General features: G+C 45.5%; 4 protein-coding genes. All 4 read right to left on the bottom strand.

Translation table 11 applies throughout. The annotated features are described in order from the left end of the window. Window positions 1-30 precede the first annotated feature (30 nt). Window positions 31-3,579 carry a condensation domain-containing protein gene (locus ACPW7N_RS22170; protein WP_425653539.1) on the bottom strand — a complete coding sequence of 1,183 codons (3,549 nt, stop codon included), beginning with the start codon at window positions 3,577-3,579 and terminating at the stop codon, window positions 31-33. Further along, a complete protein-coding gene (gene fabD / locus ACPW7N_RS22165) occupies window positions 3,566-4,864 on the bottom strand; it encodes an ACP S-malonyltransferase (RefSeq protein WP_425653537.1) in 1,299 nt (432 codons plus the stop codon). Before fabD ends, ACPW7N_RS22170 begins: the two co-directional genes overlap by 14 nt. A 26-nt stretch (window positions 4,865-4,890) precedes the next feature. After that, entirely contained in the window at window positions 4,891-14,376 is a 9,486-nt protein-coding gene (locus ACPW7N_RS22160) for a non-ribosomal peptide synthetase (RefSeq protein WP_425653536.1), read from the bottom strand. 72 nt (window positions 14,377-14,448) lie between these two features. Then, a partial coding sequence (locus tag ACPW7N_RS22155; RefSeq protein WP_425653534.1) for a condensation domain-containing protein occupies window positions 14,449-16,966 on the bottom strand: 2,518 nt, incomplete at its 5' end.

Here is a 16,966-nt window from a genome sequence, read left to right as displayed (position 1 = left end):
CCTCCAACAGTTTGCTTGATTTGAAATGGTCTAAAAATCAAACGCCAATTCAGCTTCACTGATTTGATCTGTATCTGCCGTAACAAAGTTGTTTGTCAGTTGTATTTGGCTTATATTTACGTCACGGTTTTCTGTAACCTGGGATAAAATCTCGACAAAATGATTGGCTATTTGCTCAATCGTGCCTGATTTGAAGAGGGCTGTCTGATATTCAAAGCTCAATTCCAGTTGTCCCTTGTTTTCAAATACAATCAGTGAAAGGGCATATGGTGATTGATCCACCTTATATTCCAACGTAGTTATTTTGGCTTTGCCAAGGACAAAGTCGCTTGACCTGATGTTTTGAAGTGTAAAAGTGGCATCAAACAGCATTCCGTTTTGAGCGTTTCTCTCCAACCCCAACTTATCCACCAGCTTTTCAAACTGATAAGCCTGATTGTCAAAAGCCTGGATGGAGTTGCTTGTGACTTCAGCCAAAAATGCGGAGAAGCTTTTATCCTTCTGCGGATAATTTCTCATCGCCAGCATATTGACAAACATGCCGATGATCTTTTCACAATCTACATTTTGTCGGCCGGCACTGGCAGAGCCAATGATGATATCCTCCTGCCCTGAATGCTTCATCAGAACGATTTGATAGGCTGCGAGCAGGACATTATAGAGCGTGGTATTGGAGCTTTTGGCGAGCAGATTCACTTTCTTTGCCAGTTCTTGCTTCAATGTGATTCGCAGCGTATCGCCTTCGTAATTCTTTGCGGACGGCCTTGGGAAATCGTACGGCAAATCGAGTACAGGGATTTCACCAGAGAATTTGTTCAGCCAGTATTCTTCCTGTTTTTTCATCTCTTCTGATTCAAATAGCTGATTTTGCCAGACGGAGTAATCTTTATACTGGATTGGCAGATCAGGAAGCTCCTCGCCGTCATAGAGATTCATAAATTCGTCTACAAAGATACTGATGGAATAGCCGTCGGTAATAATGTGGGGCATGTCAAACAGAAAGACATGCTTGTCCTCGTGAATTTTCAGTACCTCGCAACGAAGCAACGGCGCTGTGGCAAAGTCGAAGGGTTGGATAAAATGTTTCAGTTCCTGTTGAATCTGCCCTTCACCCGCTTCCTTCACAGTGATGGTGATTTTCCCTTCAGGATGGATGATTTGAACAGGTTCGCCATTGACGATCTGAAAGGAGGTTCTGAATGCTTCGTGTCTGGCAATCATTTTGTTCAACGTGCTCTCAAATCTCTCCAGGTGAAAGTCGCCTTCCATGATGCAGGCGCCATACATGTTGTAAGCGGTGTTTGCTTCTTCCAGGATGCTCGTGATATACATTCTTTTCTGGGCAGAGGATAAGGGGTAATGCGGTTTTTCATCTGCCTTTTTGATGGTGAGAAAATGATGTTCTTTTGCTGATTTCAGCTTTTCGCTGATGATTTCAGCCATCTTTTCAATGGTTTGTGTAACGAGCAGATCGCTTAACGAAATGTCCGCCTGCATTTGATTGCTCACTTCATTGACCAATTGAATTCCGATGACGGAATCTCCGCCCAATTCATAGTAGTTATCAGTCACCGATAATTCCTTGTAGCCTAAAGCTTTCCCCCAGCTATCCGCCAGAATCTCCTCGATTTCTGAATAAACGCCGCCCTCCCTTCCCTTCAGGATGACACGGGATTCACGTACGGTATGGTTTTCGATTACCTTTATCATTGGCTGGTCCGCTGGAATATCAACCCAACACCTGATCTTGTCGAAAGGATACGCTGGAATGCTGACTTTCTTTCTCTTTTCTCCGTGGTACAGCTCCTCCCATTGGATATTTGCACCTTGAAGATAAAGCTCGCAAATCTCCCTGAGCAGCTTCTCGTCCTTCTTTCCGCTCTCCCTGTATAAACGAATCATGTTTTTTGCGGCTTCACTTCGTTCCCTTATCTTTTCTTCCGTCCATTCTTCCTGTTGGCTGCCTGTTTCAGACGCATTTTTGAGAGCGTCCAGCAGGCTTTGCTTGCTGTCTGCCATTACGGCAAGCCTGTAGGAATAGTGTCCTCTTCCGGTATTTGCGGTAAAGCAGATATCGGCCAAACTGTTTTCCGTACCCTCCAGCATTTCTGCATATGCGGCAACCAGGTTTTTCAAGGCGCTTTCTGATTTTGCCGAGATGGTCAAAAACGGTTGGGTTTGCTCCTTTTCATCGGTTTCCGCCTGTTCACAGACAGGTGCTTCTTCCAACACGACGTGACAATTAGTACCGCTTAACCCAAAAGAGCTGACTCCGCATCGTTTCGGCCCGCTGGAGGAATCCCATTTTTGCAGCATATCATTTACATAGACAGGGGAGTTTTCAAAGTCGATCTTCCGGTTTGGCAGCTGCAAATGAACGACGGGGGGAATTTCGCTGTGTTTCATTGCCAAAACGGCTTTTACCACTCCGGCAAGACCAGCCGCCGCTCCCAAATGCCCAATATTTGATTTCAGCGCACTGATCGCGCAAAATTGTTTTTTATTTGTAAATCTCTTGAACGCTCTTGATATACCGTCAATTTCAATGGGGTCGCCAAGGTTGGTAGCTGTGCCATGGGCTTCGATATAGGAAATGGTTTCCGGGTTTATCCCCGCATCCTTCCACGCTTGCACGATTGCATCTTCTTGCGCAACGGAGTTGGGAGCCGTGATACCAATCGAATTTCCATCCTGATTGATGGCCGTTCCTTTGATAACAGCATAGATATGGTCTCGATCCTGCAAGGCTTTGTTTACCGGCTTTAAAACAAGCGAGATTACCCCTTCCCCCACTCCGGTGCCGTCAGACTCATCATCAAAGGCTTTTGTTCGATTATGCTTCGATTCGATCCCCATTTTCTGCTCAGTTTCTACCGGAAAAACAACCAATTCCGTCGTTCCCACAATCGCAATCTCGCTATCCCCGTTTCTCAGACCTTGGCATGCCTGATGCAGGGCAACAAGAGAAGAAGAGCAAGCTGTGTCGACATAAAAGTTCGGCCCTCGAAAATCCATGAAATATCCGATTCTGCTTGGTATCATCGAAGGCATATTGCCAAGCATCCCCATCGAGATGAGGGAAGGATGCGCATTCTTGATAATGTCCATGTAGCTTCCGACGATGGGATGACAATATCCTGAATAAACTCCGGTCCTGCTTCCCTTTAATTTATCCCCTCCATATCCGGCATCTTCAACAGCCTGCCATGCTACTTCCAGAAACAGTCGTTGGTTTGGATCCATCAAACTTGCTTCCTTGGGGGAGAGACTGAAAAAACGATGGTCGAATTTGTCAATTTCGTCCAGATACGCCATTTCGCAGAATTTCATATCGGAATTCTTTCCCAGATAAGAGAAGTAGTTATAAACGTCCTCTTTTCGCTTCTCTGGAATATCAGCAATGCAGTCGGCACCTTCACGCATATGATTCCAAAAATCCTCTATCCCTTCTGCCCTGGGGAGCTTGAAAGCCATACCGATGATGGCGATATCTTTTGCCCGATATTTTTTCTCTTTCACAGTGCTCTCCAGATTCACATCTGGCTTGGTTACAACATCAAAATTCTTAAAATCCAGCATGGCTTTCCTCTCTTTCAACCAGGATTCGGGATTGAACAGAATCTATTTTTATCTGTACATCCGGATGATCCGCCTCTCTTCGAAGCAGCTCCAATCTTTGCTTTTGCTCTTCCGTGGATACCCCTTTGGCTGACAACACTGTCATCATCAGTTCCAACGCTCGACTCATTTCTTCAGGCTGCGGTTCTCTCTGTTCTTCTTCAAGTATGGATAACAATTGCCTCATGTTTTTTACAGGCAGAACAACGCCTTGGTAATATGCCTGTTCATCGTAATTGCCGTTTTTGGTGCATAAGGATATGGACAGACATCTTCTGATAAAGTCTTTCAGCATTTTGGGCCGATTTGCAGGGAGCCAGATTTTATCCAACTGCTGCTTGTCCTCTTTCTTGTCCAAAGCGAACACTTTGATCGCTTCTTTGCTTCGTTTCAACAGGTTTTTCAAAACATGCTTGGGACCTACTTCAATCGCTACCTGAATGTCCTCTTTCTCCAGCTCATTCATGATATCGATCCACAATACAGGATGGACAATTTGCATCTTCAGCTTTTGAATGATTTCTTCACTGCTTTGATACGGTTTGGCGTCAATATTGTTGATAACCGGATATTGCATGGAATGGTATTCGTACTTTTGCAGTTCTTTTTCCAGACGATCTGCTACCGCACCCATCAATATGTTATGAAACGGAGCACTTACCTTGAGCGGAGTAACCTCTGCCCCCTTCTCCTTCAGCGCTTTTTCCATTTCCATGATTCCTTTACGATTGCCTGAGATGACTAGCTGGTTGGCCGAGTTGTAGCAGGAGATGTTGACAATCGAATCCGGGTCAATTAAATCCGAAATCATTTGCTCTACGGCTTGATGCTCCATTCCGCTGACGGCTGTCATTCCGCCCAATCCAAATGAGGCAGCCTCCTGCATCAGTTCTCCTCTTCGTTTGACAATATGCAAGCCATCCCGAAAAGAAATCGCACCGCTGCAGGATAATGCGGAAATCTCCCCAAGACTGTGACCTGCCAGGCAATATGGAGGACGGTCGTACTCCTCCATATAGGCCTGAAACATGGCTACACTTACCGTATAGATAGCCGGCTGCGCATTTTTCGTCTGGGTTAATTCGTCCACATCGGCTTCAAAGCAAAGCTTTTTTATATCGAAGCCCAGAGTGTCGCATGCTTCTTCAAATACTTTTTGAACCACAGGGTATTTCTCGTAAAACACTTTTCCCATTCCCGGATATTGAGAGCCCTGCCCCGGAAACATCAAAGCGGTTTTTGGCACTGAGCTTCCTCCTTCCACAGAAAGATTTAATAACGTTGAATAACCATATTCATCGTCCGAATAAAAGCGTCAAACAATTCTCTAACCTTTCTCTCGTTCAGCTTTTCCAGATTGCAACTGCATTCAAGTGCGACGGAATGATTCTTCATTTCCACTTCTATCGCAATATCGAATACTTGCTTCGCTCTGCTCTCAGCAAGATTCGCTTTGTTATACAGAGAAGCAATCACTGACTCGTCAGCTTTTCTCATGTGTTCGAAGCGGGCAATCGCATATTCTTTCTGGTGAACGCCCTCTTCAAGCTTCGTCCGGGTTATTTCAAACAGAGTCGTAAAGTTGTCCAGCGATGAGAAGTTGCATTCTATCGGAAGGATGGTCTTGTTTCTGCCATCGATGGTGTACAGGGTAACGATTTCTGCTTCGAACACCTTGTTCAGCACGAATGCTTGAACAGACAGAAGAATTCCTTCGATGGTTGTTCGCTCTTTTTTTGCTATCTTAACCAGTTTTTCATAGACGTTTCCTGTAACTTCGAATGCAAAGGTTTCTCCCTCTATCGCGGACCGTTCATCGGTAAAATAGCTTTGCGGCATCGGTATTCCCTTCAGCGTGATAGAAGGCGATGCTTCGTTTGCACCTCGGGCGTCTATACACTCCGCCAGCTTATGGATGGTTGGATGGGCAAAAATGTCAGCCACCCTTACTCGATCCTGATATAGGGAATCGATATGAGAAAGCATGCCGAGAACCAGAATGGAGTTCCCGCCGATATCAAAGAAATTGTCGTGCAGGCCGATTTTGTCTACTGCAAGCACTTTTCTCCAAATTTTCTCCACTTTTTTCTCCGTCTCTGTATGAGCCGCCGCAAACTCGTTTTCTTCGAGTCGAGGCACATCCATTTCCAGCAGCTTTGTCCGGTCCACTTTGCCATTGGCCGTAAGCGGCATTTTATCGACCTGGATGAACGAGGCGGGAACCATATAGCCGGGGAGTTCCTTTGCCAGATACTCCTTTAGTGATTTAGACGAAACTTCTTCATCAGCGATATAGAAGGCGCACAATTGCGTATTGTTTTGGCTTTCTCTTACCAGAACAACCGCTTCCTGGATTCCCTGACAGCTCATGATCTGTTCCTGTATTTCCGCGATTTCTACCCGATAGCCGCGTATTTTCACTTGGTGGTCGATTCTTCCCAGATACTCCGCCGTACCATCTGCCCGCCATTTTCCGAGATCCCCCGTTTTATACATTCTCTCTCCGGGTACAAACGGGTTCTCGATAAATTTTTCATTTGTGAAAGATTCGTTATTCAAATATCCCCTGGCAAGGCAATCACCAGCGATATAGATTTCACCGGGGACTCCTACCGGCTGAAGCTGCAAAACTCTGTCCAAAATGTAGAGACTTGTATTGCCAATCGGCTTACCTATCGGCGGAATGCTCGGAATCTCTTTCTCCGGCTCCACAACACTAGTGGTCGTGACGTGCGTTTCCGAAGGTCCGTAATGGTTATGCAGCAGCGCGTTTGAGTCCCGGAGGAATTTCTTCAACAGATCAGATACCACTAACGCTTCTCCAGCCGTGATGATGTGTTTGACCTGTCTTGGGAATGTCTCGCTGTAGATCCTGTTGGCAAAGATGAATTTCAGGTAGGCGGTAGGCAGGTAAACAACTTCCACCTGATGTTCCGTGATGAATTGGTATAGTGTTTTCACATCTTTTTTGTCTTCATCATTGATGATGCAAAGCTGTCCGCCCCGAAGCAATGCCGAGAATACCTCCTGGAAAAACACATCGAATCCGATGGCTGCAAACTGGATCACCTTCCCCGAAAAATCGATCGTTGTCCGCTGATAATGATCGTGAACCAGGTTGATGAGTGTTTTGTGGGTTTGCATGACGCCTTTTGGCTTTCCTGTAGTCCCGGACGTATAGATGATATAGGAGAGCTCGTCAACAGAGTTTGATCCGTTATAAGAAAAGACAGGTTCCCGATCCCACAGCTCTTTGTCATCAAGACAGATCCATTCCCGTTGGCTATCGCAAGCCAATCTGTCCTTATACGTATGGTGTGTGAGAATGATCGCAGCTCCACTGTCTTCGATCATATGATTTACCCGATTTTGCGGATATTCCGGGCTGATCGGCAAGCATGCACCGCCCGATTTAATTACTGCGATTACCGCAATGATGGTATCTACGCTGCGATCCATCAGGATGCCAACTGCATCACCCGGCATAACACCCTTCTCTCGTAACAAACCTGCCAGTTGATTTGCTTTTCTGTTGAGCGTTTCATATGTAATCCGCTCTTTTTTATCGAGGACAGCTACATGATGCGGTGTTCTCTCTGCCTGCTGCTCAAATAAATCTTTCAACGTGATATGTCTGGGGTGCTCGACCCAGGCATGGTTAAACCGGTTGAGGATCGTCTCTTTTTCTTCTTTTGTGATCAGGCTGATTTCTGAAAGCGGAGTGCCCACATTATTCACGATTTGTTTCATGATTTGTTTGTAGTGCCCGATCAGTCTTCCTATCGTTTCTCTTTTGTAGAGATCCGTTTTGTATTCCAGCATGCCTGAAATTTCGTTATGGGTATCGTCCGCAAAGATAAACAGCGATAAGTCAAATTTTGCCGTGTTGTGATCACGCATATAGCAAAGTAACGTCGCTTCACCGAGAGTCATTTCACTTTTTGCAGCATTTTGAAGGGTAAACATCACATCAAACAGCGGATTTCTGCTGCTGTCATACTTCAACTTCAGCCTTGCGATCAATTTCTCAAGATCGTAATCCTGATTCTCAAATGCTCCTAACACGTTTTCTTTTATCTCTGCCAAAAATTCCTGAAAGCTTTTGTCTGGTGCAGCAACATTTCGCATGGGAAGAGTGTTCAAAAACATCCCCACTGTACGGTACAAGCTTTCATGGGTTCTTCCTACTGTAGGACTTCCGATGACAATATCGTCCTGACTGCTGTATTTGGACAGCAAGATGTGGTAGGCTGCCAGGAAAAACATATACTTGGTTACACCTGTCTGCTTTATGACACGATTGATCTCTGCAGCAAGCTCTGGTTCTATCTCGAAATGGCAGACGCCGCCTTCAAAACTTTGATTGGACGGTCTCTTCTCATCCGTCGGCATGTGCAATACCGGGATTTCACCTTCGAACCGATTCAGCCAGTAGTCTTCCTGTTTCTGAATCGCTCCGGTTGTATACAAAGCATTTTGCCAGCTTGCAAAATCCTTGTATTGAATCGGAACCTCTTCCAGCTCTTTTCCGTGATACAAATCCGCTAGTTCCGAAAGCACGATTTCGGTTGAGATTCCATCGCCAATGATGTGGTGTGTATCGATGATCAAGATTGATACATCTTCCAAGCCGATGATTCCGGCCCTCATGAGCGGCGCTTTGCTCAAATCAAACGCCTTTACAAAATGATGAATCTGTTGCTCGACCGCTACTTTCCTTTCCGCAAACGAGCCATTCATCAGCTGATATTCCAATGAAAATTCCACATCATCATGTACCTTCTGCACGATTTCACCATTGATAACATGGAAGCTTGTCCTAAAAGACTCATGTCTCTTGACGAGCTCCTTCAAGACATTTTCAAGACGCATCCATTCAAGCGTGCCCTTAACGACAAACACATCTGGCATATTGTAGTTCGTGCTTTCTGTATCCAGTTGATTGATCGCATACATTCGTTTTTGAACGGATGATGCAGCATAATACTCTTGCTTCCCTACAGGTTTGATTTCTTTGAATGCTGGTGCAGTTTCCCCTGTCTGGTGCTTGTCATGGATCAAAAAGCCGGACAGTTCTTCGATAGATGGATGGTTAAACAAGTCGGCTATCTTCAGCTCTATCTGGAAGGCTTTACAGATTTGGGACACCATTTTTATCGCGTTAAGCGAGTGTCCTCCCAGATCAAAGAAATGATCCTTGATGCCAACCTTTTCAATGCCGAGTACCTCACTCCAGATGATGGCCAGTTTTTCTTCTGTTTCATTTCTCGGGGCAACGTATTCTGTTGTTTCCCAATCCACTTCCATTTCAGACAATTGCTTTCTGTCAATTTTCGCGTTTGGAGTTAATGGCATTTGATCCAGTTGAATCACTGTTCGCGGAACCATATAATCCGGCAGCTCTTGCCGCAGGTATTGCAAAAGCTCACTCTCAGACAATTTGCCGTCTCCTGTGACAAATCCAATTAAATCACTGGTTCCATTGACATGTTTTTTGACCACAACCACTGCTTCTTTTACGTTTTCGTGTTTGACCAGCTGATTTTCAATTTCACCCAGCTCGATTCTGTAGCCTCTTATCTTGACCTGATTGTCCATTCTTCCGATCAATTCCACGTTTCCGTCGGGAAGCCATCTCGCCATATCTCCTGTCTTGTACAATCTGGCGCCTTGTTCCCAAGGATTTTCGATAAATCTCTCTTTTGTCAGGAGATCATTGTTCAAGTACCCTCTCGTTACGCCATGCCCGCCGATGTACAGCTCACCACATACTCCAATCGGAACAAGCTGGAGGTGACGGTCCAGGACATAAAACTGTGTATTTTGCATCGGCTTTCCGATGGGAACGTTAGCTGTTGCGATTTCTTCCCCTTCTTTCCATTCAAAGAAGCTGGAATCTATGGTTGTCTCTGTAATGCCAAAGCTGTTGATGATTCGGATTTGGCTACCGAAGCGTTCCTGTAGTTTGTTGAAGTCTTCCACGGAGCAAATATCAGACCCCAGAATCAGTACTTTCAGGCTATCCAGCGACAGATGGTTGTCATGCACATATTCCATAAAGGCAAGGATCAACCCAGGTGTTGATTCGAAAATGCTGATTTTGTTTTGCTGGATCAGATTGTACAGTCCCAGCGGATCGACTCTTGCATCCTTGGGACAAATCGTCATTTGTCCTCCGCTCAAGAGCGCTCTGCATACATCCCCCGTCGCAACATCGAAGGAAAAGCTTGCCATTTGTAGCAGCCGTACCTCTATTTCGTCCAGTCTGTAATCCCGTATCCAGCTTTCGGCGATATTGACAAGATTGCGATGCTCCACCATGACCGCTTTCGGCTTTCCTGTCGTGCCAGAGGTATAAATGACGTAGATCAGATCATGCTCTTCATTGATATTTTCGAGATTGCCGACAGGATTTTCATAGACGCAAGGATCGTCTATCTCCATTACTTCTCCTTCAAAACAGAGTCCGTCCATGAGACCCTTTTGGGTTAACAGCAAATCCGCCTTGCTGTCAGTCAGCATAAAGTTTATTCGTTCTTCCGGATAGTCTGGATCGATAGGCAGATATGCGCCCCCTGCCTTTATGACGGCTAACATTCCCACCACCATAAAAATGGAACGGTCTGTCATGATTGCAACAATTTTCTCCCGCATGACCCCTTTTTTCCGCAGCAGCCAAGCCAGACTGTTCGCTTTCTCATTTAACTCTCGATAGGTCAGGCTTGCGGTTTCATCGGTGACAGCAATCTGGTCAGGGGTCCTGGCAGCTTGTTGCTCAAATAGCGTATGAAGTGTTTTTTCTTTCCATTGCCCTGTATTTTTATGATTGAACTGGTGAACGAGACATTGTTCAGACCCCGTTACGATCCCAATGTCCTTTAACGTAATTCCGATATCGGCGACAACAACCTTGATCACTTGGACAAAGTGGGAAGCGAATCTCTCTATCGTCTCTTTTCTGTATAGACCTGTATGATAGTTGAAATTCAGGACGACCTCTTTTTCATCCAGCGCATCCTGGAAAACATCCAACGAAATATCGAATTTGCAGATGTCATACGCTGAATCGTAGCGTGTCAAGGAAAGATCCCCTAGGCAAAATTCGTCCTCTTCAAAATTTTCAACGGAAAACAGGACATTAAAGAGCAGATTGCGGTTTTTTTCTTTCTTGATCTTTACTTTTTCCAACAGCATCTGCAATTCGTAATCCTGGTTTTCAAACGACCTGATCGCATTTCCCTTGACCTCCTGTAAAAATTGGGAGAAGGTTTTGTCGGCGCATGGTTTGTTCCTCATTGCGAGGGTGTTGACAAACATCCCCATGACATTCTCCAGGATGGCATGGGTTCTGCCTGCCATTGGACTGCCGATAACGATGTCTTCCTGCATGCTGTATTTGGACAACAAAATATTAAATACAGCCAGATAGAACATATATTTGGTGGTAGAAGTACTCTTCAATACTCTTTTGATTTCCTTCGACAATTCTTTTTCCAGCCGAAACGTGACATTTTCCCCTCTTAGATTTTGTACGTTTGAACGTTTGAAATCGGTCGGCAAATCAAGTACAGGCACCTCATCGCCAAACTGCTGCAACCAATAGCTCTCTTGCTTTTTCATCATCCCGCTTGCGAGCTGTCGATTCTGCCAGGAAGCGAAGTCTTTGTATTGGATGTTTAACGGTACAAGCTCTTTTTCTTCATACAGCGCCTGTAACTCTTTCATGAAGATTCCCATGGATATTCCATCGGTAATGATGTGATGGAAATCCAGCAAAAGAACATTCGCATCTGCTAGTTGAACCAGTCCACATCTCATCAATGGCGCTTGATCCAAAGCGAACGATCGGATGAAAGAATCGATGATACGATCAATATCGCTTTTCTTATCCTCCAGCTTTCCAGTCACCTGGAAGGATTCTATGGCAAAATCCACATGATCGTGGACGTGCTGCATGACTTCTTCCTCTATGACATGGAAGCTGGTACGCAGCGATTCATGCCTTGCTATGAGTTGTTTCAGGACGTTTTCCCATTTGGCAACAGAAAGGTTTCCCTTTACCTGGAATACACAAGGCATGTTGTAGTTTCTACTGTCCGGGTCAACCTGATGGATGGCGAACATTCTTTTTTGAACAGCAGATGTTGGATAATATTTCATTGGTGCTAAGGGTTCAATCTCGCCATACGCCTGCGTGTCGCCTTGCTCTCTGGATGTCTTTTTCTCTTCGATGTACTCCGCCAGTTTTTCAATGCTGGGTTCCTCAAAAATGCGGGATACCGAAATGTTCACATCAAATACTTTATTGATTCTGGAAATGAGACTGACTGCTTTAAGAGAATGACCTCCCAAATCAAAGAAGTTGTCTTTTACCCCTATTTGTTGATGCGATAATAGTTCGCGCCAAAGCATCGCCAGTTTTTCTTCGATTTCATTTCTTGGAGTGATGTATTCAGCACTTTGACTAGCCAAATCCGGCTTCGGCAATGCCCGTTTGTCAATTTTTCCATTGGGGGTAAGCGGCAGCTTTTCCAGCGTAACCAGATATGCGGGCACCATGTAATCCGGCAATTCCCGGTGCAGATGTTCTTTTACCTCTGCTACGGAGAGTTCTCCATCTCCGACCAGATATCCGCAAAGGTAGCTCACACCCGAGTCGTCTTTCCTGTCGATGACAACCGCTTCCTTCACTTGCGGATGCTTCGTCAGTTGTTTCTCGATCTCTCCCAGCTCGATACGGTAGCCCCGTATCTTCACCTGCTGGTCAATCCTGCCGAGGAACTCCAGATTCCCGTCTGCTAGCCATCTCGCCAAATCCCCTGTTTTGTAAATTCTTTCTCCAGCCACGTACAGATTGTGGACAAACTTCTCATCGGTCAGCTCTTGGTGGTTCAGATATCCTCTGGCAACGCCGTCTCCCCCGACGCACAGTTCTCCCGGAATCCCGACAGGCAACAGCTTGTTATGCTTGTCCATAATGTAGGCGGTGGAATTGCTTACAGGCTTTCCAATCGGTACAGCCTTCTCTTCATTCCACTCTCCCGTAATCAAGTATGCAGTCGAGATGACCGTATTTTCCGTGGGGCCGTAGCCGTTGACGACGTTGATACTCTCAAATCTCTTCAAAAGCCTGCTTACCTGTTGGCTCGATATGACGTCTCCTCCGGCGATGACGTAGCGAATGTGCTGAAACGCATCGATTCGCTCCTGGCTAAACTGGTTAAACAGCGTCGTGGGCAATACCGTCAGCGTGATCCGATTCTCCAGCATGTATTGTTCCAATGCAGGAAAATTCATGGTCAGCTCGTCATCTTCCATATGCAAGGGAATCCCGTTTAACAGCGCGATCCAGGTTGGCAGAACGGCGGCATCAAAGGATAACGAACCGGCCTGAAGGCATCTGTCGTCCTCTTTCACGTCGATATAATCGGTGTTTTTCGCATTCTTGATGACAGACCGGTGGGCAATGCATACGCCTTTGGGGTTGCCAGTGGTGCCCGAGGTGTAGATCACATAAGCCAAGTCCTCCTGTTGATTGACAGGTTCAAGATTCTCCGGGCTTTCTGCCTGCACTTCCTCACCATCCGGGCCCACATGTTCTACGTTGATGCCTTCGAGATTCAATTGATCCGTCCAAATATGTTTGCCCACAAGAATGGTGCTGCCGCTGTCAGTCAGCATATATCTGATTCTTGCTTCTGGATAATCTTTATCGATGGGCAAATAGGCACCGCCAGCCTTGATTACCGCGAGCTTGGCCATAACGGTCTCGACGCTTTTATCGCAAAGAATGGCCACAATACTGTCTCTCGTGATCCCTTTTTTCCTCAATACACGGGCAAGCCGGTTCGCATGTTGGTTAAGCTCCCTGTAGGTGAACTTCCTTCCGCCAGAAACGATTGCGGCTCGTTCCCCGGACTTTTCCGCTTCAGCTTCGAAAACTTCACTGATCGTCTTATGTCTGGGATATTCCCGCTTGGTATCGTTAAAATGGTCGACGATTTGCTTCGTTTCTGCTACAGATACCAGGTCAAACTCACAAACCTTTGCCTTCACATCGCTTATCATCTGTTCCAGCATTTGAAAGTAGCCTGTAACAAGGCGAGTGATTGTTTCGCGTTTGAATAATTTCGAAGGATAAGTGATTTGGAGATGGATATCTTGGTCCTTCTTCTCGATGCCAAAGTGAATATGATTGGGGGCGGCATCCATTATTTTTTCCGTAATCTGTTTGCTGTGAAAGTTATCCATCCGCACGCTTAACTGGCTGATCGTCAGAATGCCTTCTTCCGGATCAATCGCTTTTACGATTTCATCCAGAGAATAGTGCTGATTCTTATAGGCTTCCATCAGTTCGTTTTTACAAGAACTGATCACTTCCCTGCCTTGCATTCCGTCTGTCAGCTGACTGATCAAAGGCACGCAAATATTATCACTCAGCGAAGGAGCATCATTTTTTTGATAAATGGGTACATGAATGATAAAATTTCGATTTGCATAGCGATAAAACTGAACTTGCAAGGCAGACAGCATGACGACATACGTTAAGAGATCGGCATTGCCGCTGATTCTCAATACTTTTTCGCTCAACGCTTTGTCCAAAGTAAAATGAATCTCCGCCTTCTCCCATTCATTCATCGGACGCCCGTCGTACATTACGATCTTATCGAAGAGTTCCCTCGATAATTTTGAATTCCAAAATTCCCTTGATTTATTAATTTTTTCCAATAAATGCAGTTCCATTACCCCATGGCTCATCTCTTATTCCTCCATGTGATTGATCTGTGATTTTTCTTTTGTATCAGACGGGATTGGAAATAGACGTCCTTCCTAGTCTTCATCCATATTAAATTGAAAATCACCTTCGCCAAACGCCATCAGATCCTGTTCATATTCCTCAATGAACGAAGTAATTGCTTCTTTTTCCTGCTGACTGATGATCTCTACGTTTTCTACCAACTCTTCCGGACAAGCAGATACCTTCTCGAAGATCATCGCTAACTGGTTGGATAATCGATCTATCAAAGCGGCCGGATAAACCTGTTCGTTGTACAGGATTTTATAAGTCAGCTCATTTCTTAGGATAAAAATGATATTCAGGTGATAATCCGTTTTCTCTCTGCCGCTTACCTCTTGTACGCTAAAGGTAGACTCGTATTCGCCATTCAGATTATTTTCCAGTTCCTCAATAGGATAATTCTCAAATACCATCAGGGTTTCGATCAATTTTTGCTTTCGATGGCTCAGATTTTGAATGTCCGCCAATGGCAAGTACTCATACGACTTGGCGACATTCCCTTTATCCTGCATGTCTGACAGCAATTGTTTGATGGTGGTCTGGTTATTTACAGTCACTCTCACCGGAATGGTATTGAGGAAAATACCAACCATTTGATCGATTCCTTCTATTTCCGGCGGTCTGCCTGAAACGACTGCTCCAAAGACGACATCCTGATTGCCAGTGTGTTTTTGCAGCAGCATGCCCCAAGCCGCCTGACACAAGGTATTAAACGTAACCTCATTTTCCGAACAAAGAGTTCTCAGCTTTTGGGTTAACTCGTGGCTTAGTTTGTTTGTCACCTCTGCTTCTATATATCCCGGCATGCTGTTTTCATTTCCAGGAATGATTGATTCTTTGTTGTAGCCTTGCAGATAGTTGCTCCAGAAGCTCAATCCTTGTTGTTCATCCTGTTGGAACAACCATTTGATATAGCTGTCGTAGGTATTCAGCGCTGGCGCTTCCGTGAGTCCCCCCGAAGCCATTTGGCGGTACGCTTTAAACATTTCATTGAGAATGATCGAATTTGACCAGCCGTCAATAATGATGTGATGGCATGTTGAGATGAGTCTGTAATCATCTTCACTCATCTTGATCAGCGTGATTGTGAACAAGAGATCCTTGCTCAAATCAAATCCCTGTTCCACTTTTGCATCGATTGCCTGTTTATACTGCTCCTCTTTGTTTGATTCCTGGGAAAAATCCTGATATTCGATCTGCTGTTCTCTATAGTCCAGAATGATTTGCGAAGGATGTTTCCAATGATTGAGGATGACCGTTCGCAAGACTTCATATCTTCTTAGCAAGCTGTTATAAACAGCATTCAATCTCTTCGCGTCCACATATCCCTTCAGCTTAAACTCGGTTTGCAAAACATAGGCTGTCGTATCCTTTTCCTGTAGGTAGGTAAAGAGCATGCCTTCTTGCATCGGTGTCAGCTTGTTGATTTTTCCTGGGACGGCGTTTTCCCCGATTTGTTCGCTTACATAGGCCTTGATCTCTTCCAGATCTTCCAGGGTGTAATCATTTACCCCGTAATCGGAAGGAGTTTGTTCTGTTTCTTGTCTTGCCTGGCAGTGCTGGATCGTCTTTTGCAGCATGTCTTCATAAATTTTCATGAAGCGATTGATGGTCTGCTCTTTAAACTCTTTTTCATGGAAATCCACCATAATGCAGAGCTCGTTTTGCTTGACCATGGAATTGATCTGGATGCTGTTCCAGGATGGAAGGTCCGGGCTTGCATTGTTTCCGGTGGAGAGATGGGAATAGGTGATTCGTTCATCCGTCATATCCTGGTCAAACTGTCCCAGATAGTTGAAGCTGATGTCCGCCTGAATCTTGAGGTCTGTGCTGTTGTTACCAGTCAACTGAGTCAGCATTCCATAGCCGATGCCCTTGTTCGGAACCTTTCGAAGGTTTTCTTTGGTTCGCTTGATCACCATGCCGATCTCCCGGTCCCTCATCTCCAGGATCACCGGATAGCAGCTGGTAAACCAGCCGACTGTCCTTGTCGTATCCACGCCATCCACGATCTCTTCCCTGCCGTGTCCTTCGAGGGCAATCGCTATTTTCTCTGCTCCGCACCACTCTTTGACTGCCAAGCCCAGCGCAGATAACAAGATGTCATTGATCTCTGTGTTATATGCCCGATTGGTTTCTTTCAGCAGCTTGGTCGTAGCTTCCTGACTCAAGGTAATGGTTCTGGTTGTCATGTCTTTCCAGACCGCTTTCGTCGGCTCCCCATCTCTCGGGATCTGATCCAGCGGCTCCTCGACCAGCTTTCTCCAATAGGCTTCTTCTTTTTCCATTTTGCTGCTGTTTACATATTCGTACTGTTTTTTCGCCCATTCCTGGAAGGAAGTAGTCTTATCCGGCAATTCTATGGGCTTTCCTTCCCTGGCTGCCTGATAACCGTACATGAAATCTTCCAGAAGGATTCTCCAGGATACTCCGTCGACGACCAAGTGATGGATGATGAGCAACAGGTGGTCTCCTTCGTTTGTCTTGAACAATCCCGCCTTGACAAGGGGGCCTGCTTCCACATCCATGGATGCTTGCAGCTCATTTGCC

Source organism: Brevibacillus nigriterrae (assembly GCF_049846925.1).
In the GTDB taxonomy this organism is placed as follows: Bacteria; Bacillota; Bacilli; order Brevibacillales; family Brevibacillaceae; genus Brevibacillus_H.
This window is presented reverse-complemented; position numbering and strand designations above follow the sequence as displayed.